Source organism: Streptomyces sp. NPDC101393 (assembly GCF_044767385.1).
Taxonomy (GTDB): Bacteria; Actinomycetota; Actinomycetes; order Streptomycetales; family Streptomycetaceae; genus Streptomyces.
The window spans coordinates 34,404-57,429 of record NZ_JBIWNU010000001.1 but is presented as its reverse complement, the minus strand read 5'-3'; the positions used below and the strand labels follow the sequence as shown (position 1 = coordinate 57,429).

Genomic DNA, 23,026 nt, shown 5'->3' with positions numbered 1-23,026 from the left:
GGGCCGTCCGCCGCGCAAGGAACGCATTTCCTTGTGCCACATCCCTGCGGCTAACCTCCTGGGAGTCATCGTTCTTACGCAGGAGAAACTCCCATGGCCAACGCCGCACAGGTCCAGCGCATGTCCCGCTTGATGATCAAGACGCTGCGCGACGACCCGGCCGACGCCGAGACCGCCAGCCACAAGCTGCTCGTGCGCGCCGGGTACGTCCGCCGTACCTCCGCCGGCATCTGGACCTGGCTGCCGCTGGGCAAGAAGGTCCTGGAGAACGTCTCCCGCATCGTCCGGGAAGAAATGGACGCCATCGGCGGCCAGGAAGTCCTCCTCCCGGCCCTGCTGCCCAAGGAGCCCTACGAGGCGAGCGGCCGCTGGGAGGAGTACGGCGACCTGCTCTTCCGCCTCAAGGACCGCAAGGGCACCGACTACCTCCTCGGCCCCACCCACGAGGAGATCTTCACCCTGACGGTCAAGGACCAGTGCACGTCCTACAAGGACCTGCCCGTGATCCTCTACCAGATCCAGACCAAGTACCGCGACGAGGCCCGCCCCCGCTCCGGCGTGCTGCGCGGCCGCGAGTTCCAGATGAAGGACTCGTACAGCTTCGACACCACCGACGAGGGCCTGGTCGAGTCCTACGCCCTGCACCGCGAGGCCTACACCAAGATCTTCGAGCGGCTCGGCCTGGACTACCGCATCGTCTCCGCCGTCTCCGGCGCGATGGGCGGCTCCGCCTCCGAGGAGTTCCTGGCGCCCGCCACGGCCGGCGAGGACACCTTCGTCGACTGCCCCGCCTGCGACTACGCCGCCAACACCGAGGCCGTCACCGCCAAGATCGCCCCGGCCGACGGCTCCGCGCACGGCCCCGTCGAGGAGCTGGACACCCCCGACACCCCGACCATCGAGACGCTCGCCGAGCACCTCGGCGTCCCGGCCTCGGCGACCCTGAAGAACCTCCTGGTCAAGGTCGACGGCGAGATCGTCGCCGTCGGTGTCCCCGGCGACCGCGAGGTCGACCTCGGCAAGCTCGGCGAGCACCTCGCCCCCGCCGCCGTCGAACTCGTCACCGCCGAGGACTTCACCGACCGCCCCGACCTGGTCCGGGGCTACGTCGGCCCGCAGGGCATGGCCGGCAAGTCCTTCCGCTTCATCGCCGACCCGCGCATCGCCCCCGGCACCGCCTGGATCACCGGCGCCAACAAGCCCGGCACCCACGCCAAGAACGTCGTCGCCGGACGGGACTTCGACGTCGACGACTACCTCGACGTGGTCGTCGTCGAGCCCGGTGACCCCTGCCCCAACTGCGGCACCGGACTGCGCATCGACCGCGCCATCGAGATCGGCCACATCTTCCAGCTCGGCCGCAAGTACGCGGACGCCTTCGAGCTGGACGTACTCGGCCAGAACGGCAAGCCCGCACGCGTCACCATGGGCTCCTACGGCATCGGCGTCTCCCGCGCGGTCGCCGCCCTCGCCGAGCAGACCCACGACGCCTCCGGCCTGTGCTGGCCCCGCGAGGTCGCCCCGGCCGATGTGCACGTCGTCGCTGCCGGCAAGGCCAAGCAGACCGAACTCGCCCTGGAGGTCGGCGACAAGCTCGGCGCCGCGGGCCTGCGGGTCCTCGTCGACGACCGTCCCGGCGTCTCGCCCGGCGTGAAGTTCACCGACGCCGAACTGCTCGGCGTCCCGACCATCGTCGTCGCCGGCCGCCGTGCCGCCGAGGGCGTCGTCGAGGTCAAGGACCGCCGCACCGGCGAGCGCGAGGAGCTGACGGTCGAGGAGGCCGTCGCCCGCCTCAGCGCGTAACACCCGCACGACGAAGGGCCGGCCGGGGTGCGACACCCCGCCGGCCCTTCGCGCGTATCTCCGGCCCCGCCCTACAGCCAGGCCGCGAACTCCAGCAGCAGCTCACCCCGCTGCCGGTCACCCACCGCCGACTCCCGCACACCCGCGTCCACCGCGCGGTACAGCGTCCAGTCGCGCAGCCGGTCCCGGTCCACCTCCAGCGAGTCCGCCAGCTTCGCCACCCGGCGGCGGGTCGCGGCCGCCGCCCCCGAACCGGCCACCAGATCCTCGAAACGGTCCAGCACCAGACCCGCCAGGTCGTACGCACGCTCGCCGACCACCGGCGCCGGCCCGATCGCCAGCCACGGGGACCGCTCGGCGGCCAGTACCTTTCCCTGCCGGAACGCCCCGTGCAGCAAGACCGCCTCCGTGCTCCCGGCCGGCAACGCCCGCCGCAGCTCCAGCGCCTCGTCCACCAACGGCCCGGCCGCCGCCACCAGCGCACCCGCCGTCCGCAGCGACTCCGCCGCCTCCTCGGTACGGCCCGACAACGTCTCGAAGGGATGCCCCTCACCGGGCTCGACCCACAGCCGCCGCGCCGTACCCGCCGCCTCCAGCAACGCCTTCGCCTCCGGCAGCGACCGCAGCGACACCGAGCCCTGCAACCGCTCCAACAGCAGCGCCCCACTCGCTTCGTCGGACCGCAGCAGCCGCACCGCACCCCAGCCGTCCCATACCCGCAGCGCCGCACCCTCGTGCGCGGAAACCCGCCCCGGCACCGGGAACTTCAGCGCCGCCGGCGACCCGTCCCGCTGCCGTACGAGCGCCAGCAGACTGCTGCGGCCACCCGGCGCGTGCACCCGCTCCAGCGTCAGCTCCCAGGCGTCCAGCCGCTGCTGAACCACTGCCGGCAGCGCGGCCAGCCAGACCCGTACGGGACTGTCCTGATCGCCGCTCAGCGAGCTCACCAACCGTTGCGGCAGTTCGATGGGTGCCGTTGCCATGCTTGAGCTGTCCCTTTCGTGGGGCGGTGGCCGTGGGGCGGCCGGTCGTTCAGAGCGCGTTCGCCGACGCGCTCGGGGAGCCGGACGGAGCGCCGGCCGTGGCCCGTTCCACGAGCCCAGGGAAGGCTACGCCGCTGCCCCGCCAGCGCACCGCCCGCACCGCCGCCGCCCGCAGCGCGGCCGCGGCCTCCTTGCGGCGGGCCGCACCGCCGGCCCGCACCAGGTCCGCGTAGACGGCGGCCAGCCGGTCCTCCAGCTCTGCCGCGAGCCGGGCCGCGGCGGCCGCGTCCGGTACCGGGAACGGCAGTTCATAGGCGGCGGCCGCGGCGTGCGGCTTTCCGCCGAGGTCGCGCACCGTGCGCCGCAGTGCGTCGCGCTGCGCCCGGTGGCCGTCGTACGCGGCCTGCGCCTCCTTGCGGTGGTCGCCCGCGACCCGCCCGCCGACCACGCCGTAGCCGTACACCGCCGCATGCTCGGCGGCCAGCGCCGCCTGCACCGCCGCCAGCTCGTCGCTCGTCTCAGCCGTCATTCGTCGTACGCCCTGTCCGTGGGTCGGGTGGGTTCGGTTGGTGGGTGGTGGGGCCGGGGGGGGGGGGGGGGGGGGGGGGGGGGGGGGGGGGGGGGGCGGGGGGGGGCCCGCCCCGGGGTGTCTCCTCGACGCATGTGCCCTCGGGTACGTGGAATGGGTGGGGCCGCGTCTGGCACCTGTCGCTGCGGGGACACCCCGGGGCGGCCCCCCTCCGGCCGTCCGCCGTCGCCGACTCTCCCGCCGTGCCCATGACCGTCCAGGGACACGAGAGACGTGCGCCGGGGCCGCTGCTCGCAGGTGCGGGCCCGGGGGGTGGGTCTGCGCGCGCCCCTGGGGCTGGGTGCCTGTGCGGCCCCAGGCGCTGCGTGTGTCTTGGTGTTGTGGTGACGGTCGTGGAGCGGTGAGGCGGTCGGGAGTGTACGTAGGGCCGGAGGGGCCGTACCGGGGAGTCCCCGCAGCGACAGGTGCCGGACGGGGGCCCACTTCTGCACGTAGCCGAGGGCACATGCGTCGAGGAGACGCCCCGGTGCGGACCCTCCGGCCCCCACCCACGCACCCCGGCCGAACCCCCGGCACAGGCCGCCCCAGGCACGCGGCCCGCACCCCGAGGGCCCGCCCCCGGGCAGCCCGCCCCGCGGCGGCCCGTACGCCACCGTCACGCCCCGCCCTCAGCCAGCAGATACGCGTGCGCCGCACCGGACGCCGCCACCGAGGCGAGCAGCCGGGCCACCTCCGGCGGGGCGTCAACCAGCGCCTTGGTCCGGGCGTCCGCGAGCTTGCGCTCCGCCTCGGCGAGCGACGCACGCGCCGCCTTCTCGTCCTTCGGCACCTCCGCCCCACCCGCCGCACGGTGCGCCGGACCGCCGGATCCCGCGCCACCTCCAGGAGCGGGGGCATCCGCGTCGTCGGCGAACGCCCGCACGTGCCGGGCGACTTCGGAGCGCAGCGGCCGCAGCCGGCCGGCGAGCGCCGGGTGCGCGCTCAGCGTCGCGTCGTAGCGGGCCAGCAGGGCCGTGCTGTCGTCCGCCGCCCCGGCGCGCAGCCGCTCGGTACCAAAGTCGCGGTCGGTCCGGCCGGGGCCGGAATCCTCGGAGCAGCCGACGAGCAGGGCCGCACCCCCGAGGGCGGCACCGGCCAGCAGGGTCCTTCTGCGTGTGAGGGCCACGTTCCACTTCCCGGGGTCTTCCGTAGTGATCACCGCAGGCGAGCGTATCCGTGACGGACCACGGAATCGTCAGTACCCCGCCGGAACCGATAGGCTTTGACCCGACACGCGACCAATCCCACAACAGCACACGCGGCCGAGGAGTCACCCGGATGAGCACGACCCAGAGCGAGAGGCTGCGCGGACTGCTTGAACCGCTCGTCGCCGCGCGAGACCTGGATCTGGAAGAGATCGAGGTGACACCCGCAGGCAAGCGGCGAGTGCTGAGGATCGTGGTCGATTCCGACGAGGGCGTCCAGCTGGACGAGTGCGCCGAGCTGAGCCGCGAGGCCTCCCAGGTCCTGGACGATGCCGATGTGATGGGCGGCCTCCCGTACACCCTTGAGGTCACCTCGCCCGGCGCCGACCGGCCGCTGACCGAGCTGCGGCACTACCGCCGCGCCGTCGGCCGCCTCATCAAGGCCCAACTCCACGAGGGGGGCGAGCTGGTGGCGCGCATCATCACCGTGGACGACGAGGGCCTGGACCTCGAAGTGCCGGGCGTCAAGGGCCGTAAGCCGACCGCCCGCCGGGTCGCGTTCGACGAGATCGCCAAGGCGCGGGTCGAGCTGGAATTCAACCGCAAGTCGGACAAGCCCGACGCGGAGCATGACGAGAAGATCGACGAGAACAAGGAGGAGGCGTAGCCGTGGATATCGACATGAGTGCCCTGCGGGGTTTGGTGCGGGAGAAGGAGATCTCGTTCGACCTGTTGGTCGAGGCGATCGAGTCGGCCCTCCTCATCGCCTACCACCGCACCGACGGCAGCCGCCGTCAGGCGCGGGTGGAGCTGGACCGCAGCACCGGTCATGTGACGGTGTGGGCCAAGGAGGACCCGGCGGACCTGGAGGAGGGCGCCGAGCCCCGCGCCTTCGACGACACCCCCTCCGGTTTCGGGCGGATCGCGGCGACCACTGCCAAGCAGGTCATCCTGCAGCGGCTGCGGGACGCCGAGGAGGAGATCACCTTCGGCGAGTTCGCCGGGCGTGAGGGCGATGTCATCACCGGCGTCGTCCAGCAGGGCAAGGACCCGAAGAACGTCCTGGTGGACATCGGCCCGATGGAGGCCATGCTGCCGGTGCAGGAGCAGGTCCCCGGTGAGGACTACACGCACGGCACCCGCCTGCGCTCGTACGTCGTCCGGGTGGCCAAGGGCGTGCGCGGCCCGTCGGTGACGCTGTCGCGTACGCACCCCAACCTGGTGAAGAAGCTGTTCGCGATGGAGGTCCCGGAGATCGCGGACGGGTCGGTGGAGATCTCGGCCATCGCCCGCGAGGCCGGTCACCGCACCAAGATCGCCGTACGTTCCACCCGCTCGGGGCTGAACGCCAAGGGCGCCTGCATCGGCCCGATGGGCGGCCGCGTGCGTGCCGTCATGGCCGAGCTGCACGGCGAGAAGATCGACATCGTGGACTGGTCGGACGACCCGGCCGACCTGGTGGCGAACGCCCTGTCGCCGGCCCGGGTCAGCAAGGTCGAGGTCGTGGACCTGGCGGCACGCTCCGCCCGGGTCACGGTGCCCGACTACCAGCTGTCGCTGGCCATCGGCAAGGAAGGGCAGAATGCCCGGCTCGCCGCCCGTCTCACGGGCTGGCGGATCGACATCCGTCCGGACACCGAGCAGCAGGCACCGCAGGACTGAACATCACGGCGGCTCCGCGGCCCACGGAAAAGAAGTGGTGCCGCGGCGGCCGGCCGGGAATTCTGAGAGCCGTTCGGGCCTTACCCCATCGGGGTGAGGTCGGCGCGGGGAGGTAGACTTAAGCGTGTCTGGCCGGACGCATGCCCGCGCATGCCCTGAGCGAACCTGTCTGGGATGCCGGGAGCGAGCGGCCAAGGGCGATTTGCTGCGCATCGTGGTGATCGAAGGTGAGTGCACCCCCGATCCTCGCGGTACGCTGCCCGGCCGGGGTGCTTATGTGCACCCCACACTGGTCTGCCTCGACCTGGCGGTTCGCCGCCGGTCATTCAACCGGGCCTACCGGGCCCGGGGACCGTTCGACGCGACGGCCTTGCGCCAGTTCGTCGAGCACACAGAGCAGCCCCTGCAATAACGCACAGCACGAAATGCACAGCGCACGGAAAACCGTGCGGCCAGGTACCTCGCGAGTCGGAAGTAGGTCGAGATTGCGATGAGCACTCGATGAGTACGCGATGAGTACGCCCATGAAGTAGCGACGGTCCGGTGGACAAACCCGGACCTAGAAGGAGCGAAGTGGCTAAGGTCCGGGTATACGAACTCGCCAAGGAGTTCGGCGTTGAGAGCAAGGTCGTCATGGCCAAGCTCCAAGAACTTGGTGAATTCGTCCGTTCGGCGTCCTCGACGATCGAGGCGCCGGTTGTTCGCAAGTTGACCGACGCTTTCCAGGCAGGCAGTGGCAACGGCCGCGCCTCTGGCAAGCCCGCGGCGCCGCGCAAGTCGGCCCCCGCAAAGCCGTCCCCGTCGCCGGCGCAGGCGGCACGTCCCGCTGCCCCGAAGCCGGGCGCGCCCAAGCCGGGCCCCGCGGCTCCGGCCCCGGCCGCCCCCGAGGCGCCGCAGGCGCCCGAGGCTCCGGAAGCCCCGAAGAGCACTCCCGCAGCCGGCCCGACGCCGGGTCCGCGCCCCGCGCCGGCCCCCAAGGCCGCTGCACCCAAGCCCGCTCCGGCCGCCCCCGCGCAGCCCGAGTTCCAGGCTCCGCCGTCCGCGCCGGCAGCTCCCGCCGCCGGTCAGTCGGCTCCCCGTCCCGGTGCCACCCCCGGCCCGCGTCCGGCCCGTCCGGCGCCCGCCCAGGGTGCTCAGGGCGGCCAGGGCCGCGGTAACGCTCCGCGTCCCGGTGGCGACCGTCAGGGCGGCCGCCCCGGCGGTGCCCGTCCGTCCGGTCCCCGTCCGGGCAACAACCCCTTCACGTCCGGCGGTTCCACGGGCATGGCCCGTCCGCAGGCCCCCCGTCCCGGTGGCGCCCCGCGTCCCGGTGGCCAGGGTGGTCCCGGTGGCCAGGGTGGTCCCGGCGGCGCTCCGCGTCCGCAGGGCGGCCAGGGCAGCCCCCGTCCGCAGGGTCAGGGCGGCGCCCGTCCGACCCCCGGTGGGATGCCCCGTCCGCAGGGTGCGGCTCCCGGTGGCGCTCCGCGTCCCGGCGGCGGTGGTAACCGTCCCAACCCGGGCATGATGCCGCAGCGTCCCGCTGCCGGCCCGCGTCCGGGCCCCGGCGGTGGCGGCGGTGGCCGTGGTCCCGCAGGTGCCGGCCGGCCCGGTGGCGGCGGCGGTCGTCCCGGTGGCGGCGGCGGTTTCGCCGGTCGTCCCGGTGGCGGTGGCGGCGGCGGTCGTCCGGGTGGCGGCGGCGGTTTCGCCGGTCGTCCGGGTGCTCCCGGTGGTGGCGGCGGCTTCGGCGGTCGTCCCGGCTTCGCCGGTCGTCCCGGCGGTCCCGGTGGCCGTGGTGGCACACAGGGTGCGTTCGGCCGTCCCGGCGGTCCGGCGCGTCGTGGCCGCAAGTCGAAGCGGCAGAGGCGTCAGGAGTACGAGGCCATGCAGGCCCCGTCGGTGGGCGGCATCATGCTGCCCCGTGGCAACGGTGCGACGGTTCGCCTGTCGCGCGGTGCCTCGCTGACGGACTTCGCCGAGAAGATCAACGCCAACCCGGCGTCGCTCGTCCAGGTCATGCTGAACCTGGGTGAGATGGTCACCGCGACCCAGTCGGTCACCGACGAGACCCTCCAGCTGCTCGCCGACGAGATGAACTACGTCGTCGAGATCGTCAGCCCGGAGGAGGAGGACCGCGAGCTTCTCGAGTCCTTCGACATCGACTTCGGTGAGAACGAGGGCGGCGAGGAAATGCTCGTCGCGCGTCCGCCGGTCGTGACCGTCATGGGTCACGTCGACCACGGTAAGACGCGACTGCTCGACGCGATCCGCAAGACGAACGTCATCGCGGGCGAGGCCGGCGGCATCACCCAGCACATCGGTGCCTACCAGGTCGCGACCGAGGTCAACGACGAAGAGCGTCGGATCACCTTCATCGACACCCCGGGTCACGAGGCGTTCACCGCCATGCGTGCCCGTGGTGCCAAGTCGACCGACATCGCGATCCTCGTGGTGGCGGCCAACGACGGTGTCATGCCGCAGACGATCGAGGCGCTGAACCACGCCAAGGCGGCCGACGTGCCGATCGTGGTCGCGGTCAACAAGATCGACGTCGAGGGCGCCGACCCGACCAAGGTGCGCGGTCAGCTCACCGAGTTCGGTCTGGTGGCCGAGGAGTACGGCGGCGACACCATGTTCGTCGACATCTCCGCTCGTGAGGGCCTGAACATCGAGCAGCTGCTCGAAGCCGTGGTCCTGACCGCGGACGCCTCGCTCGACCTGCGCGCCAACGCGGAGCAGGACGCGCAGGGCATCGCGATCGAGGCACACCTCGACCGCGGCCGCGGCGCCGTGGCCACCGTCCTCGTCCAGCGCGGCACGCTGCGCGTCGGCGAGACGATGGTCGTCGGTGACGCGTACGGCCGAGTCCGGGCGATGCTCGACGACAAGGGCAACCACGTCGAGGAAGCGGGTCCGTCGACCCCCGTCCTGGTCCTGGGTCTGACCAACGTCCCGGGTGCCGGCGACAACTTCCTGGTTGTCGACGAGGACCGTACGGCCCGTCAGATCGCCGAGAAGCGCGCGGCGCGCGAGCGCAACGCCGCCTTCGCCAAGCGCACCCGCCGGGTGTCCCTCGAGGACCTCGACAAGGTGCTCAAGGCCGGCGAGGTGCAGCAGCTCAACCTCATCATCAAGGGCGACGCGTCCGGTTCGGTGGAGGCTCTCGAGTCCTCGCTGCTCCAGCTCGACGTCGGCGAAGAGGTCGACATCCGGGTGCTGCACCGCGGCGTCGGTGCGGTCACCGAGTCCGACATCAACCTGGCGTCCGGCTCCGACGCGATCGTCATCGGCTTCAACGTGCGTGCCGAAGGCCGTGCCACGCAGATGGCCGACCGCGAGGGCGTCGACGTCCGGTACTACTCGGTCATCTACCAGGCGATCGAGGAGATCGAGGCGGCCCTGAAGGGCATGCTGAAGCCGGAGTACGAGGAGGTCGAGCTCGGTACCGCGGAGATCCGCGAGATCTTCCGCTCGTCCAAGCTCGGCAACATCGCAGGTGTGCTCATCCGCTCCGGCGAGGTCAAGCGCAACACCAAGGCCCGTCTGGTCCGCGATGGCAAGGTCATCGCGGAGGACCTCAACATCCAGGGTCTGCGCCGCTTCAAGGACGACGTCACCGAGATCCGCGAAGGCTTCGAGGGCGGTATCAACCTCGGAAACTTCAACGACATCAAGATCGACGACGTCATCGCGACGTACGAGATGCGCGAGAAGCCGCGCGGCTGATCACGTAGCGACTGACCGGGGCCGGTCGGCGGAGCGTAAACTCCGTCGATCGGCCCCGGCCGTTCCGTGTACGGTGCGAAGGACTCGTACCCTCCCAGCCGTCGCTGGGGGGTGACCCCAAGGCCCCACGGGTGGCTTGACCCGTTGTGCATGTATGTAGGGACACTGTCCTTTGACCTGCTTCTCGGCGACGTACGGTCGCTGAAGGAGAAGCGTTCCGTCGTCCGTCCGATCGTCGCCGAGCTGCACCGCAAGTACGCGGTGAGCGTCGCGGAGGTCGGGGACCAGGATCTGCACCGCCGGGCCACGATCGGTCTGGCGGCGGTTTCCGGGGACGCGGGGCATCTCACCGATGTCATGGACCGCTGCGAGCGCCTGGTCGCCGCACGGCCCGAAGTCGAGCTGCTGTCGGTACGACGGCGGCTGCACGGCGACGACGACTGATCCGGAAAAGGAAACCGGGCGGATCGTCGCCGGTGGAAGCACAATTGTGGAAGACAAGAAGGAGACGGACCAGTGGCCGACAATGCGCGGGCGAAGAAGCTGGCAGACCTCATCCGGGAGGTGGTCGCCCAGAAGCTGCAGCGCGGAATCAAGGACCCGCGGCTCGGTACGCACGTGACCATCACGGACACCCGGGTCACCGGCGACCTGCGGGAGGCCACGGTCTTCTACACGGTCTACGGCGACGACGAGGACCGTGCCAGCGCCGCTGCCGGACTGGAGAGCGCCAAGGGCATCCTGCGCTCCGCGGTCGGGGCGGCGGCGGGCACGAAGTTCACGCCGACCCTGGCGTTCGTCGCGGACGCGCTGCCGGAGAACGCCAAGACGATCGAGAACCTCCTCGACAAGGCGCGGGCGTCGGACGCCAAGGTGCGTGAGGTGTCCTCGGGCGCCGCGTACGCCGGCGAGGCCGACCCGTACCGCAAGCCGGGCGAGGACGACGAGGACGACGAGGGCGCAGCCGCAGAATGAAGCGTGAGAGCAACAAGCCGGGCGGACTTGTCATCGTCGACAAGCCGTCCGGCTTCACTTCGCACGACATCGTGGCGAAGATGCGAGGCATGGCCCGCACCCGCCGGGTCGGGCACGCGGGCACGCTCGACCCGATGGCCACGGGCGTCCTCGTCCTGGGCATCGAGCGGGCGACGAAGCTGCTCGGGCATCTGGCGCTGACGGAGAAGGAGTACGTCGGCACGATCCGGCTCGGGCAGTCGACGATCACCGACGACGCCGAGGGCGACCTCATCGCGTCCAAGGCGGCGCACGGCCTGGCGCGCGAGGACATCGACGCCGGTGTCGCCGAGCTGTCCGGCGCGATCATGCAGGTGCCGTCGAAGGTCAGCGCCATCAAGATCGACGGCAAGCGCTCGTACTCGCGGGTGCGCGACGGCGAGGACGTGGAGATCCCGGCCCGGCCGGTCACCATCTCCTCGTTCCTGGTGCACTCCGCCCACGAGTCGGAGGCCGAGGACGGCACGCCGGTGACGGACCTGCTGGTCTCCGTCGAGTGCTCGTCCGGCACGTACATCCGCGCGCTGGCCCGGGACCTCGGCGCCGGGCTCGGCGTCGGCGGCCATCTGACCGCGCTGCGCCGCACCCGGGTCGGCCCCTACAAGCTGGACCGGGCGCGCACGCTCGAACAGCTCCAGGCGGCGGTGGACGACACCGAGGGCGACGGCCTGCCGGTCATGCCGGTGGGGGAGGCGGCCGCGGCCGCCTTCACCCGCTGGGACGTCGCCGAGACGCAGGTGCGGCTGCTGCTGAACGGCGCACGGATCCCGATGCCGCGCTTCGACGCCGAGGGACCCGTCGCGGCCTTCGGGCCGGACGGCACGTTCCTGGCGCTGGTGGAGAACCAGGGCGGCAAGGCCAAGAGCCTGGCGGTGTTCGCCTGAGGCGGGCCGCACGACGGCCGTGGCCGGGCCCGGAGCGGGACATCGCTCCGGGCCCGGCCCTTGTCGTAGCGGCGGCGGGGCACAGGGCAGATAGGGCAGCGGGGCGGGGGCGGCTCGGTTCGGTGAAGGTGGTGGAACGCGGGCCGCTCGGACGGGCGCCGAGGGTCTGCTCCCGCGCTCCACCATCCCCCTCCCTCTGACTCTGTCCATCGCGCCCCGCCGATTCACTCATTTGGGCAGGCGCTCGGAGTGAATCAAGGCGTGGACGGGGGCGCGTTCGAGGAGATCGCTGTCCAGACGATCTTTGGCTGATTACCGTCGCACAGGACGGGGACCGGCGGGGAGGATCGGCGATGGCGTTGCTGGATGCCGATGCGGACAGGGCGCTGGTGCGCATCCGCGACCTGGCGGGCCGGCCGCGCGGCACAGGCTTTCTCGCGGACCACCACGGCACGGTGGTGACCAGCCACGAAGCGGTGGACGGGCTGGCGCGGCTGGTGCTGCAGCCCATGGGCGACGGCGGATTCGGGGACGCGTTCGGCGGTGCCGCGCCACCTGGCGCCGAGCGGGTCCAGCTGGTCGACGCCGCTGCCGTCACCCCCTTTCCGGAGGCCGATCTCGCCCTCGTACGCACCGAAGGGCTCGGGTTTCCGCTGCTCTCGCCACTGCCCATCGCCGCGGCCCGGCCGGAGGCAGGCGCAGGGGTACGGCTCCGGGCGGACGGCTGGCTCGACGGCACGGTCGTCGGCGTCGGCCGGGGCGTGACGTACACCGCGACCGATCTCTTCCATCTCCTCGACGAAACCGTGGAGTTGGCGCTCTGCGCCGACGGCCGGGAGGCGTTGCGGCTGGGCGGTCAGGCGGCCGGCGGGCCGGTGCTGGACGCGCGGACGGGCGCGGTGCTGGCCGTCTTGGGCACGTCCCTGCACACCGGCCGACGGGCCGGTGGCTTCGCCGTTCCGCTGCGCGCGGTGGCCGCGGCGGACCCGCGGGGCGCGCTGGCCGAACTCCTGGACCGTAATGCCGCGACCGTCCCCGCCTTCGGGACCGAGCTGAATCTTGCGGGCGTGCTCCAGCTCACCGCGATGTCCGTGGGGTCCGCGGCGCGGCCCCGGCTGTGGCGCGAACCGGTCGAACGGCCCGAGGTGGTGCGGGAGTTCGCGCGCTTCGGCGGGCCGGGGGAGGGGGAGGGAGAAGGGCCGGCCGGGGCCGGGGGTGTGCGGAGGGAGCCGGCGTCGGTGCTGGGGCTCGTGGGGTTCCCGGGGACGGGGCGCAGCACGGAGCTGGCCGCCCTTGCCGCCCGCCGCGCCCAGGGCGAGGCGCCTGCCCCGACCCTCTGGCTGCGCGGCGCGGACCTGCGGTCCGGTGACGACGGCGTACGCCCGGCGGTTGCCCGTGCGCTGCGCTCCGCCGGGCGGAGCGTCGCCGCGTCCGGCCGGACGGCAGGGGATGCCACGGACGCCACCCCCGACGGTGTGGCGCGGCTGGCCGAAGCGGCGGGGCGACCGCTGTATCTGCTGCTGGACGGGCCGGAGGAGATGCCGCCCGCGCTGGCGCGCGACCTCGCCGCCTGGACCGGGGCGACGGCCCGGTGGCTGCGGGCGGCCGGTGCCCGGCTCGTCGTCGCCTGCCGCCCGGAGTACTGGGAACGGGCCGGAGCGCTCTTTCCGCCCGGTCTGCTGCATCACCCGCAGGACCCCGGGCATCCGCACGACCGGTGGCTGACGCCGGGTGCGGGAGGTCCGTCGGACGGTGTGGGGGCCGGGGCGCCGCCCGCCTGCGTACGGCTCGGCGACCTTCCGGACGCGCAGGCGGAGCGCGCCCGTGCCCGTTACGGCCTGACCATCGGCGCGCAGGCCGCGGCGGACGCCTGTCATCCGCTGGCGCTGCGCCTGCTCGCGGAGGTCCGGGCGGCCCTCCCCAAGGGCGCGGCGGACGCCCTCGGCCAGGAGGAGGGGGAGGATGACGGGCCGGATGCCACCGGGTCGCCCGACCGGCACGACATCTTCGGCGCCTATCTGGACCTGGTCTGTCTGCGTATCGCCGTCCGGATCGCCGCCGCGCACCGCCCGGAGCTGCGCGGCGCCGCCGTGCGACGGCTCGCGGCCCGGGTCGCGGGGCAGGTGCACGAGGCGGCCCGCCGCTGTCTCGGCCCCGGTCAGGGCGAGCTGGACCGCCACTCCTTCGAGGAGGTCTTCCCCGCGGGGCCGGGCTGGGCCTCCGCGGTGCTCACCGAAGGACTGCTGGTCCCGGCCGGCACCGGATACCGCTTCGCCCACGAGGAGTTCGCGGAGTGGCTGCAGGGCGCCCGCCTCGACCTCGACGCGGCGCTGTTCGTCCTGGTGCACGGCCGGAAGGAGCGGACGGTGGACGGCGGGGGGAGTGGGTGGCTGCCGTCGCTCGGCGCCGGGTGGTCGGGCACCCCGTCGACGCTCCCGCCGGCCGGTTTGTCGGGTGTCGCCGACGACGCCCTGGCCGAGGCGCTCACGGGGGCGCTCATGGATGAGGCAGTGGCGGCGGGCGGTACTGGGGAGCAGGTCAGAGGGTCGGGCGGAGCGCCCTTCGGAGCGCCGGTTACCGCGGCCCTCCCTGTGCCGGGGTTTCGCATCGGGCCGGTCGTGCAGGCGCTGCTGCTCCTCGCGCGGCGCGAGGGAACGGTCCAACTGACGCGCAGGCTGGCGGAGTTGGTGTCGGCGGCGACGGTGCCCGCGCCGGCCCCGGCGGCGTACGAGGACGACCGGTGGTGGGCCTCGCGGCTCCTCGGTGAGGTGCTGCTCCGCGTGCCCGATGCGACGCCGTACACCGGAGTGCTGCGGCTGCTCGCCGACCGGATCACGGAACGGTCCGTCGATCTGGGCGGGTTCGAGCGCACCGGCCTGGACTCGTTCGGGCCGGGGTTCTGGCGGCGGCTGCCGCTGTCCGACGCGTGCCGGATGGACCTGTTGCGCCGTCTGCTGCCGGCGGACGGCCCCCGGACCGTGACGGCTTCACCGCGGCCCGACAGGCCGGGACCCGGGCACCGCGAGTCCCCGCGCCTGAGCGGCCGGATCCACCCGCCCCGCACCTCCCCCGAAGCGAAGCCGAAGGCGGCCGAGCGGGCCGCGGGGGGCTTGGAGGCCGCGGGGGCCCCGGGGGCGCCCAGGGCGTTGCCGTCCGGCGCGGCGGGCCGTCCCTCTGGCGCCTCCGCGGTCGGCTCCGATGCGCCGGGCCCGCCGTTCCCCGGCGCGTCCACCGGCCCGTCGTCCGCTCCCGGGCCGTCATCCGCCCCCGGCCCGTCCGCGCCGCGCAGCGGACGGCGCGCCCGCCCGTTCGCGCAGCCGCCGCAGGTACGCGTCCACACGGCTGACGGGTCCCGGCCGGAGCCCGCGTCCGGGTACGCATCCACGCGCCCGGCGGAGCCCTCGCAGCCGGCGCCCCCGTCGCGGCCGTCACAGTCATCGGGCCCTTTGGAGCCGTCGTCGTCGCCCCCGGCCCCTGCCGCCGTGGGCGCCGCCGAGCCGGCGCGGGTCAGCTCGCGGGCGCCGGATTCCGCGCCCGGCGCCGGGGACGTACCTGCCCCCGAACCCACCGCATCCACCACTCCCGCCCCCGTCCAGCAGGCCGGTGCGCGACCCCGGTCCATGCGGTTTCTGGACACCGCGGCGGAGCTGTTGCGGGCGGATCCTGAGCGGGTGCAGCCGCTGCTGTGCGCCTGGTTCGACGACACCCGCCCCCTCCAGCTCGCCGCCCCCACCGCCGACCGCCCGCCCCGTACCGACCGTCCCGCAGGCGCCGCGCCCCGCGGGATCACCGTCGCGTCCGCCGCACAGGCCCTGCTGCACACCCATCGCCGGCAGGCCCTGGACGACCTCACCGACGCGCTGATCGACACCGCGCACCCGAAGGCGGTGGAGCTGCTGGAGGCGCTCGCCGAGGACGAGCCGTCGGCGGTGTGCCGGGCCGCGGACCGGTGGGCGCGCGACGGGAGTCCCCAGCGCCGTGCCGCCGCCGCGCCCAACGGCCTGCGCGTCGCTCCGTACGCCACCGGCGACGCCGACCGGGCCCTGCTGCGGCAGGCCGCCCTCACCCTCCTCTCCCGCACCGCCGACGGAGATCTGCACGGCCCCGCGCTCGCCCTGCTGATCGGGGATCCGACCGCCCGGTCACCGTTCCTGGACCGGGCGCTGGCCCGCTTCCTCGCGGGCGACCCGGGGTTGCCGCCGGAGGCGTTCGCCGCCGCACTGGTGACGCACCCGGAGACCGTGCTCGGGGCCTTCCGGACCCGGCTGCTCGGAGGTGACAGCCCGGAGGCGGTGTCCGCGCTGCTCCGCGTGCTCGCCGATGCCGGCGGCCCGGAGTCACCGTCCGTGCCGGCCGAGCCGACCTCTCTCGCCGCCCGCGCCGCCGAAGTCGTTCGCGCGTACGCCGAGCACTGGCCGGACGACGCCGCGCGGCCGGTCGCCGAATTCGTCGACCGGCGGCTCGCGCAGGGTGCCGGGGCCCGTACGGTGCTCCGCCCGCTCGTCGTGGAGCTGCTGACCCGGCACCCGGCGCCGGTGCGGTGCGCGCTGGCGCCCGTGCTGGCCGACGCCGGGTGCGAGGGGTCGGCGCCGTTGCGCCGCGAGCTGCTGGACGTGTTGCTGGCGAGCGAGGAGTACGACGCGCCGCGGCCCGCACACGGCGGCAGGACCTCGCACGGCGGCCCGTCCGGCCAGGAGACGCGGGTGCTGGAAGCGGTGTTGCGGGCGGCCGCGGAAGGCGCCGGACGGCGGCCGGAGGACCGTACCCGGGAGCTGGTGCACCGCACGGGCATGCTGCTGGTCCGCACACCCGAGGGGGCCGCCCTCTTCGACCGGCGCCTGGTGGAGCTGGGACAGGAGGTGCCGGGCTTCGCGCGCCGGGTGCGGGAGTGGGTGGCGGCGCAGCCGGGGGAGTGGGCCGCGGTGGTGGGGCCCGGCGCCCGCGCCACCCTCGCGGGATGCGGCATCTGACCTGCCGCGGCCGGTCTGCTGCCCGCGTCCCCGCCGCTTCCCCGGACAGATGGCCCGCGCAACGGAAGCGAGGCCACCCTTCGCGCGAAGCTTCACTCCCGGCATGGCAGTCTTAGACCTGCGTCATGCCGACCCGGCGTGGTGAACGGTATGGACAGTGTGGACAGACAAGAGTTCGGGCGAGGAGCGGGCACAGTGCAGCGCTGGCGTGGCTTGGAGGACATCCCCGAGGGCTGGGGACGCAGCGTCGTCACCATCGGCTCGTACGACGGTGTGCACCGCGGTCACCAATTGATCATCGGCAAGGCGGTGGCCCGCGCCCGCGAGCTGGGAATCCCCGCCGTGGTCGTCACCTTCGACCCGCACCCGAGCGAGGTCGTCCGCCCCGGCACCCACCCGCCGCTGCTCGCCCCGCACCACCGGCGCGCGGAACTGATGGCCGAGCTGGGCGTGGACGCGGTGCTGATCCTCCCCTTCACCAAGGAATTCTCGAAGCTGGCGCCGGCCGACTTCGTGGTCAAGGTGCTGGCCGACAAGCTGCACGCACAGCTCGTCGTCGAGGGCCCCAACTTCCGCTTCGGGCACAAGGCCACCGGCAATGTCGACACGCTCGCCGAGCTCGGCGGCACCTACGGCTACACCGTCGAGGTCATCGACCTCTACGAACGCGGGGCGGCGGGCGGCGGCGAGCCGTTCTCCTCCACGCTCACCCGCCGCCTGGTCGCGGACGGCGACGTGGCCGGGGCGATGGAGGTCCTGGGACGGCCGCACCGCGTCGAGGGCATCGTCGTCCGGGGCGCGCAGCGCGGACGCGAACTGGGCTTCCCCACGGCCAACGTGGAGACCCTGCCGCACACCGCGATCCCGGCGGACGGCGTGTACGCGGGATTGCTGCACGTCGAGGGCGAGGCGATGCCGGCGGCCATCTCGGTCGGCACCAACCCGCAGTTCGACGGCAAGGCGCGCACGGTCGAGGCATACGCCATCGACCGGATCGGCCTCGATCTGTACGGGCTGCACGTCGCCGTGGACTTCCTCGCGTACATCCGCGGCCAGGAGAAGTTCGACACGCTCGACGCCCTGCTGGAGCGGATGGCCATCGATGTGAAGCAGGCCCGCGGGCTGATCGCCGCCGCCACCTGAGCGGCCGCGGCGGGGAGTTGACCAACGGGGCAGGGCCCGGCACTTTCGTGCCGGGCCCTGCCCCGTTTGCGTGCGGACCGCCGTCAGCCGCTCACTGCGGAGGCGGCTGCTGCTGCCAGCCCGGTGCGAGCCCTGGCTGCTCCGGTGCGTCCGGCGCCGGATGCTGCGGGGCGTCGGGAGCGGGCTGTTGCTGCTGCCAGTGGGCCGGCGGCTGCTGCGGCTGCTGGGTCCAGCCGCCCTGCTGGGGCGGATAGCCGGTCGGCTGCTGCTGGGGCTGCTGCTGCGGCGGCTGTCCCTGGCCCTGCTGCGGGGCGTACTGCTGCTGGGCGTACGGATCGCCCATCGGCTGCTGCCCCATCTGCTGGGCGTTCGGGTCGCCCCAGCCCTGCGCCTGCTGCGCCCGCGCGAAGTCCTCGGCCACCAGGGCGGAGAGGTTGAAGTACGCCTCGCGGGTCTTGGGCCGCATCATGTCGAGGTCGACCTCGGCACCGGCGGCGAGATGCTCGTCGAAGGGGACGACGACCACACCACGGCAGCGGGTCTCGAAGTGCGACACGATGTCGTCGATCTTGATCATCTTGCCGGTCTCGCGGACACCCGAGATGACGGTGATACCGCGCTGCACCAGGTCGGCGTAGCCGTGTGCGGACAGCCAGTCCAGGGTGGTGCTGGCACTGCTCGCGCCGTCCACGGAGGGCGTGGAGATGATGATCAACTGGTCGGCGAGGTCGAGGACTCCGCGCATCGCGCTGTAGAGCAGACCCGTACCCGAGTCGGTGAGGATGATCGGGTACTGCTTGCCGAGGATGTCGATCGCGCGCCGGTAGTCGTCGTCGTTGAAGGTCGTCGAGACGGCCGGGTCGACGTCGTTGGCGAGGATCTCCAGACCGGAGGGGGCCTGCGAGGTGAACCGGCGGATGTCCATGTAGCTGTGCAGATGCGGGATCGCGTGCACCAGGTCACGGATGGTCGCGCCGGTCTCGCGGCGGACCCGTCGGCCGAGCGTGCCGGCGTCAGGGTTCGCGTCGATCGCCAGGATCTTGTCCTGCCGCTCGGACGCGAGCGTGGAGCCCAGCGCGGTGGTCGTCGTGGTCTTGCCGACGCCGCCCTTGAGGCTGATCACCGCGATGCGGTAGCAGGACATCACCGGAGTCCGGATGAGCTGGAGCTTCTGCTGGCGCTCCGCCTCTTCCTTCTTCGCACCCAGCTTGAACTTGGAGGGCTGGGCGTTGGCGCCCGGCTTCCGCTTCTTGGGCTGATTGCGCAGCAGTCGGTCGGACGTCAGCTCGACGGCGGCGCTGTAGCCGAGCGGCGCGCCGGGAGCGGCACGCTGCTGGGGCTGCTGCTGGCCGGGCTGGGAGTACGTCGCGTAGTTCGCCGCGGCGTTCGGGTCGCCCTGCTGCCCGGGGAGCGGCTGGTGCGGGGCCTGCGGCGCCTGTTGGGCGTGCTGCGCCTGCTGTGCCTGGGCATGCTGTGCCTGCTGAGCGGCCTGCTGTGCGGCCGCCTGCTGGGCCTGTGCGGCCTGTTGTGCCTGCGCGGCCTGCTGGGCCGCCTGCTGCTGGTCGTATCCGCCCTGCCGGCCCTGCTGCGGGTAGCCCTGGGCGCCGGCCTGCGGATAGCCGTAACCGGCCTGCTGCGCGGCCGCGTTGGGGTGCTGCGGGGCCTGCTGCGGCTGCCCCTGCTGGGGGTAGCCGTAACCGGGCTGGGGGTAGCCGTAGCCGGGCTGCTGTTGCTGTTGTGGCTGTTGCTGCTGCGCGGCCGCCGCGTGCTGCTGCTGTTGCGGATAACCGCCCTGCTGCTGCGCCGCCTGCGGGTGCTGTCCCTGCTGGGGGTAGCCGGCCTGCGGGTGCGGGGCGGGAGCCTGCGGCTGGCCCTGCTGCGGCTGCTGTGGCACGGGCTGTTGCTGCGGCTGGGCCTGCTGCGGCTGGGCCTGGGCGGCGCGGGGGTCCGCGGGCGCGAACTCCGGCGGCAGCGGCGGCAACGCACCCTGCTGGGGCGCGGCTTGCTGCCCGACGCCCGGGGCGCCGGCCCAGGGAGCCCCCTGCTGGGGAGCGCCCTGCTGAGGAGCGCCCTGCTGCGGCGCGGCCTGCGGTGCCTGCTGCGGCTGAGGCTGCTGCTGGGCCTGGACGGGCGGTGCGGCCTGCGGGGCGACCGGAGCTGCGGCCTCGGGCGCGGGCGCCTCGGGGGCCGGAGCGGGGCTCGCGGCAGCGGGACCGGCCGCTTCCGGCTGCGGAGCAGCGGCCTCCGGCTCGGCCGAGGGCGTCGCCGGCTCGTCGTCCTCGTCGTCATCCCACAGGGAGGCCGACGGGTCGACACCACTGCCCGCACGCACATTGGCCGCGGCGGCATCGGCATCCGCGGCCGGGCCGGCGGGCGCCTCAGCGGCGGCGACCGGCTGTGCCGGGGGAGTGGCGGCCGGAGCCGCGCCGCCCGCGTCCTGGGGGCGCAGCGTCGGGAACCCGGGCGGCGCCGCCTCGGCGGGCGCGGGGGCGGAGGGGCCGGGGGCGCCTTGCTGAGGTACTCCCGGAGCGCCCTGAGGGGGGCCCTGGAGAGGCTGGCCCGTCGGGGGAGGCGCAACGGGTGGGGTGGCGGGGGAAGACGCAGGAGGGGCAGCAGGGGAGGCCGCGGCACCCGCGCCGCCTCCACTGGTGTCGTTGCTCGCATACCAGGCCGGCGCGGCAAAGTCGATCTTGAACTCGCCGGTCAGGTCGAACTCGGACTGGTCGTCGTCAGGATCGTTCCCGTCCGGGCGGAAAGCCTCCTGCTCGTTCACTGTGCCTCCTGGTGTACTGCAACGCACCTGAACGGCAGGACCGGATACAGGCGGATCGATCGGATGTAGCGGAAGTCGGAACACACCACCCGGGGTTGTGCCAACACTAACTGTCTCCATCCCCGTGTCGGCGGCCGGTGCGGGTGCTCTGGCGGCTCTCCGCACAGCCTAATCAAGAGTCGGCCCATAACGGCAGTCGGTGTCATGTTGCTTGTCGTCTTCCGGCCCGGTCGGCACACCTACGGGCGCACCCGTGGATGCGCCCGTAGGAAATGCCCGCGGCCGACCGGCCGGCAGGTGAAGGTCAGTCCATCCGGCGCGGGCCGCCGAGCAGGTTGGTCTCCGCCTCGGTGGGCTGGGTCATGACGAACTGGTGGCCGTCCCGCGAACACCACAGCATGGCGTTGTCGCTGAGCGTCGGCAGCACCGCGCCGACCTGCTCCGGCAGTCGCATGATCCGCGTCACGACCTCCGCCTCCTCGGGCGAGAGCCGCTGCAGACCGACCAGATCGGCCCGCCCCAGCATCTGCGGCGAGCGCGGCCCGAGGAAGGGCAGCACGGTCAGCACCGACTGCCAGGGGCCCGGGGCGAGCTGATTGCGCGGCGGCCGCGCACCCATGTCGCGGATGACGAGCACCGGGCTGGAAACCGACGGTCCCTGCGGCGCGATCTGGCGCACCTCATGGATCGACACACACTGCTGCCCGCCGCCCGCTGCCTGCGCCATCTGACTCCAGGCGTGCGGCCGGGCGGTCTCCACCGCGACGCGGGCGCCGGTGGCGACCGTGCGCAGCGCCAGCACCTGCGCCATCCACATGCTGCCGACCAGCGCGATCTCGACCGGCGCCGGCCGCAGCATGCTCAGCACGGCCGGCTGGTTCTGCGGGTCGATGCCGATGATCACGCCGTCGTCGCCGACCGGCAGGGTCAGCGCACCGAGCGACTCGGCGGTCAGTACATGCGGGCTGCGCCGCGGGCCGCGCAGCCCGAAGCCGGGCTTCGGCCGCGGGCCGGTCGGACCCGACTCCTCCTCGTCCGGGCGCGGCTGGTGCGAGAGCCGACGGCCGCTGCCGGATTCCGGCCCCCCGATCGGGGGGTTGCGCCAGCCGTTGCCGCTGACGTTGACACGGGGCTGATAGGTGGGAGTGGCCATCAGCGGGTACCTCCGAGGGGAAGCGTGGCCAGCACGCCGGGCAGCTGTTCCCGGTCGAGCCGTACGAGCCCGACCTTCACCGAACCGGAACGGCGCTCCAGCTCGTTCTGGGCGGCCGAGAGTTCGTTCTCACTGCGGGTCGACAGACGGACGTAGCCGGAGATGGCCGGGGCGCGGCCGCCGCCGTGCGTGGCGGTCAGGGAGAAGGTGCTGGCCATCGCCGCGGTGCTGGTCAGCAGCTGGGTGACGGCAGCCAACGGCGCGCCGCCCTGGCCCAGTTGGGGCCACCGGCCGATCCAGTAGGTCGAGTGCCAGCGGTCGTCGCAGCGCCAGGCGCGGGACGTCTCCTGGGTGCGGCGGGCGGCCCGGCCGTCCCGTCCCATCGCGCCGTTGGCGGCCCGCGGGCTGACACAGACCGCGGTACCGATCGCGGCCACGACCTCGCGCTCGGCGAGCACCCGGGCGCGCACGCCGTGGGCGGTGAGCCGGCTGACGAGTTGGTCGGCGGCGCGCAGCAGCGAACGCTGGGCACCGTCCATCCCGCCGCCGCGCGCCTCGATCGCCTCCGCGCACAGCTCGGGGTCGAGCTTGAGCGCGATCCACGTCAACTGCAGGGCGGGCGTCTGGGCCTGGGCCTGGAGCGGGGCGTACGAGCGGGCGGCCACGGCCTGTTCGGGCAGGTGCGGCGCCGGCGCGGGCTGGGTGTACTGCACGAACTGCACCGATTCGAGGTGGATGTCCTCGATGTCGAGCGCGGTGTGCAGCACGTTCAGCGGGAGCATGTGGCTGCCGCGCTGCGGGCGCAGCGGCTCGTCACGGGCGTCCACCTGCACGATGGCCGTCAGGAACGTGCCGTCGCCGACGAATCCGATGGTGCGCTGCTCGGCGTCGGTGTACTCGTAGGTCCGCAGCGCCGGATCGCACTCCACCACCGGCGCGAACGCGGGGTCGACGCCCTGCGTCGCGGCCGCCGCCGAACTGCCGTTCTTGCCGCGGCGCTTCATGGCCCTGACGGTCGTGATCCACTCCGGAAGCGGAATCTTACGCCGCCGGCCGAGCGCGAAGATGACGAGCACCGCCGCCACGACGACGGCGGCGGTCAGCGCGGCCGGATGGATCGACCATCCCACCAGCACCAGCGCCAGGGCGATTTCGATAATCGCCAGCTGCTGTACGCGAACACCGCCGATGTTTCCGGCCTGTTGCCGCAACCGCGGCGCCACCGG

General features: G+C 73.4%; 16 protein-coding genes. 10 read left to right on the top strand and 6 right to left on the bottom strand.

All coding sequences use genetic code 11. The annotated features are described in order from the left end of the window. Positions 1-93 precede the first annotated feature (93 nt). Positions 94-1,803 carry a proline--tRNA ligase gene (locus tag ACIRQ7_RS00215; RefSeq protein WP_404258776.1) on the top strand — a complete coding sequence of 570 codons (1,710 nt, stop codon included), beginning with the start codon at positions 94-96 and terminating at the stop codon, positions 1,801-1,803. 71 nt (positions 1,804-1,874) lie between these two features. Here ACIRQ7_RS00215 and ACIRQ7_RS00210 read toward each other — a convergent pair whose 3' ends face one another. From ACIRQ7_RS00210 to ACIRQ7_RS00200, 3 genes are all read right to left on the bottom strand, one after another. After that, the gene (locus tag ACIRQ7_RS00210) at positions 1,875-2,786 is read right to left on the bottom strand and encodes an aminoglycoside phosphotransferase family protein (RefSeq protein ID WP_404258775.1); all 912 of its coding nucleotides are present in this window, start codon (positions 2,784-2,786) and stop codon (positions 1,875-1,877) included. Between the two features lie 49 nt (positions 2,787-2,835). Continuing rightward, positions 2,836-3,315, bottom strand: coding sequence for a DUF4439 domain-containing protein (locus ACIRQ7_RS00205; RefSeq protein ID WP_404258773.1), 480 nt, complete (start codon positions 3,313-3,315; stop codon positions 2,836-2,838). Positions 3,316-3,970: 655 nt separating this feature from the next. Then, entirely contained in the window at positions 3,971-4,513 is a 543-nt protein-coding gene (locus ACIRQ7_RS00200) for a hypothetical protein (RefSeq protein ID WP_404258771.1), read from the bottom strand. A 119-nt stretch (positions 4,514-4,632) separates the two neighbouring features. Here ACIRQ7_RS00200 and rimP point away from each other — a divergent pair, with 119 nt between their 5' ends. From rimP to ACIRQ7_RS00155, 9 genes are all read left to right on the top strand, one after another. Continuing rightward, positions 4,633-5,166 carry a ribosome maturation factor RimP gene (gene rimP, locus ACIRQ7_RS00195; protein WP_404258769.1) on the top strand — a complete coding sequence of 178 codons (534 nt, stop codon included), beginning with the start codon at positions 4,633-4,635 and terminating at the stop codon, positions 5,164-5,166. Between the two features lie 2 nt (positions 5,167-5,168). Further along, the gene (gene nusA, locus ACIRQ7_RS00190; RefSeq protein WP_404258767.1) at positions 5,169-6,161 is read left to right on the top strand and encodes a transcription termination factor NusA; all 993 of its coding nucleotides are present in this window, start codon (positions 5,169-5,171) and stop codon (positions 6,159-6,161) included. A 124-nt stretch (positions 6,162-6,285) separates the two neighbouring features. Continuing rightward, a complete protein-coding gene (locus ACIRQ7_RS00185) occupies positions 6,286-6,573 on the top strand; it encodes a YlxR family protein (protein ID WP_401463595.1) in 288 nt (95 codons plus the stop codon). Positions 6,574-6,734: 161 nt separating this feature from the next. Next, on the top strand, positions 6,735-9,863 hold the full coding sequence (infB, locus tag ACIRQ7_RS00180; RefSeq protein ID WP_404258766.1) for a translation initiation factor IF-2: 3,129 nt from the start codon (positions 6,735-6,737) through the stop codon (positions 9,861-9,863). 150 nt (positions 9,864-10,013) lie between these two features. Then, entirely contained in the window at positions 10,014-10,307 is a 294-nt protein-coding gene (locus ACIRQ7_RS00175) for a DUF503 domain-containing protein (protein ID WP_401463599.1), read from the top strand. A gap of 72 nt (positions 10,308-10,379) precedes the next feature. After that, the gene (rbfA, locus tag ACIRQ7_RS00170) at positions 10,380-10,838 is read left to right on the top strand and encodes a 30S ribosome-binding factor RbfA (protein ID WP_401463601.1); all 459 of its coding nucleotides are present in this window, start codon (positions 10,380-10,382) and stop codon (positions 10,836-10,838) included. Next, positions 10,835-11,761: a tRNA pseudouridine(55) synthase TruB gene (truB, locus tag ACIRQ7_RS00165; RefSeq protein WP_404258764.1), complete on the top strand. Its 927-nt coding sequence runs from the start codon at positions 10,835-10,837 to the stop codon at positions 11,759-11,761. The genes rbfA and truB overlap by 4 nt, the downstream gene beginning before the upstream one ends. Before the next feature lie 353 nt (positions 11,762-12,114). Next, positions 12,115-16,731: a hypothetical protein gene (locus tag ACIRQ7_RS00160; RefSeq protein WP_404258762.1), complete on the top strand. Its 4,617-nt coding sequence runs from the start codon at positions 12,115-12,117 to the stop codon at positions 16,729-16,731. 195 nt (positions 16,732-16,926) lie between these two features. Further along, positions 16,927-17,874 carry a bifunctional riboflavin kinase/FAD synthetase gene (locus ACIRQ7_RS00155; protein ID WP_404258760.1) on the top strand — a complete coding sequence of 316 codons (948 nt, stop codon included), beginning with the start codon at positions 16,927-16,929 and terminating at the stop codon, positions 17,872-17,874. 91 nt (positions 17,875-17,965) lie between these two features. On the opposite strand, the gene ACIRQ7_RS00150 is transcribed toward ACIRQ7_RS00155, so the two are convergent. The 3 genes from ACIRQ7_RS00150 to eccE form a co-directional block, all read right to left on the bottom strand. Beyond that, the gene (locus ACIRQ7_RS00150; protein ID WP_404258758.1) at positions 17,966-20,647 is read right to left on the bottom strand and encodes an SCO5717 family growth-regulating ATPase; all 2,682 of its coding nucleotides are present in this window, start codon (positions 20,645-20,647) and stop codon (positions 17,966-17,968) included. Between the two features lie 304 nt (positions 20,648-20,951). Continuing rightward, positions 20,952-21,800 carry a hypothetical protein gene (locus tag ACIRQ7_RS00145; protein WP_401463611.1) on the bottom strand — a complete coding sequence of 283 codons (849 nt, stop codon included), beginning with the start codon at positions 21,798-21,800 and terminating at the stop codon, positions 20,952-20,954. Next, the gene (gene eccE, locus ACIRQ7_RS00140) at positions 21,800-23,023 is read right to left on the bottom strand and encodes a type VII secretion protein EccE (RefSeq protein WP_404258756.1); all 1,224 of its coding nucleotides are present in this window, start codon (positions 23,021-23,023) and stop codon (positions 21,800-21,802) included. Before eccE ends, ACIRQ7_RS00145 begins: the two co-directional genes overlap by 1 nt. Between the last annotated feature and the right edge of the window lie 3 nt (positions 23,024-23,026).

Coding starts and splice junctions, on each gene's coding strand:
- ACIRQ7_RS00160 (WP_404258762.1), top strand. CDS start 12,115: ATGGCGTTGCTGGATGCCGATGCGGACAGGGCGCTGGTGCGCATCCGC.
- rimP (WP_404258769.1), top strand. CDS start 4,633: ATGAGCACGACCCAGAGCGAGAGGCTGCGCGGACTGCTTGAACCGCTC.
- ACIRQ7_RS00205 (WP_404258773.1), bottom strand. CDS start 3,315: ATGACGGCTGAGACGAGCGACGAGCTGGCGGCGGTGCAGGCGGCGCTG.
- ACIRQ7_RS00145 (WP_401463611.1), bottom strand. CDS start 21,800: ATGGCCACTCCCACCTATCAGCCCCGTGTCAACGTCAGCGGCAACGGC.
- ACIRQ7_RS00215 (WP_404258776.1), top strand. CDS start 94: ATGGCCAACGCCGCACAGGTCCAGCGCATGTCCCGCTTGATGATCAAG.
- truB (WP_404258764.1), top strand. CDS start 10,835: ATGAAGCGTGAGAGCAACAAGCCGGGCGGACTTGTCATCGTCGACAAG.
- ACIRQ7_RS00175 (WP_401463599.1), top strand. CDS start 10,014: ATGTATGTAGGGACACTGTCCTTTGACCTGCTTCTCGGCGACGTACGG.
- ACIRQ7_RS00210 (WP_404258775.1), bottom strand. CDS start 2,786: ATGGCAACGGCACCCATCGAACTGCCGCAACGGTTGGTGAGCTCGCTG.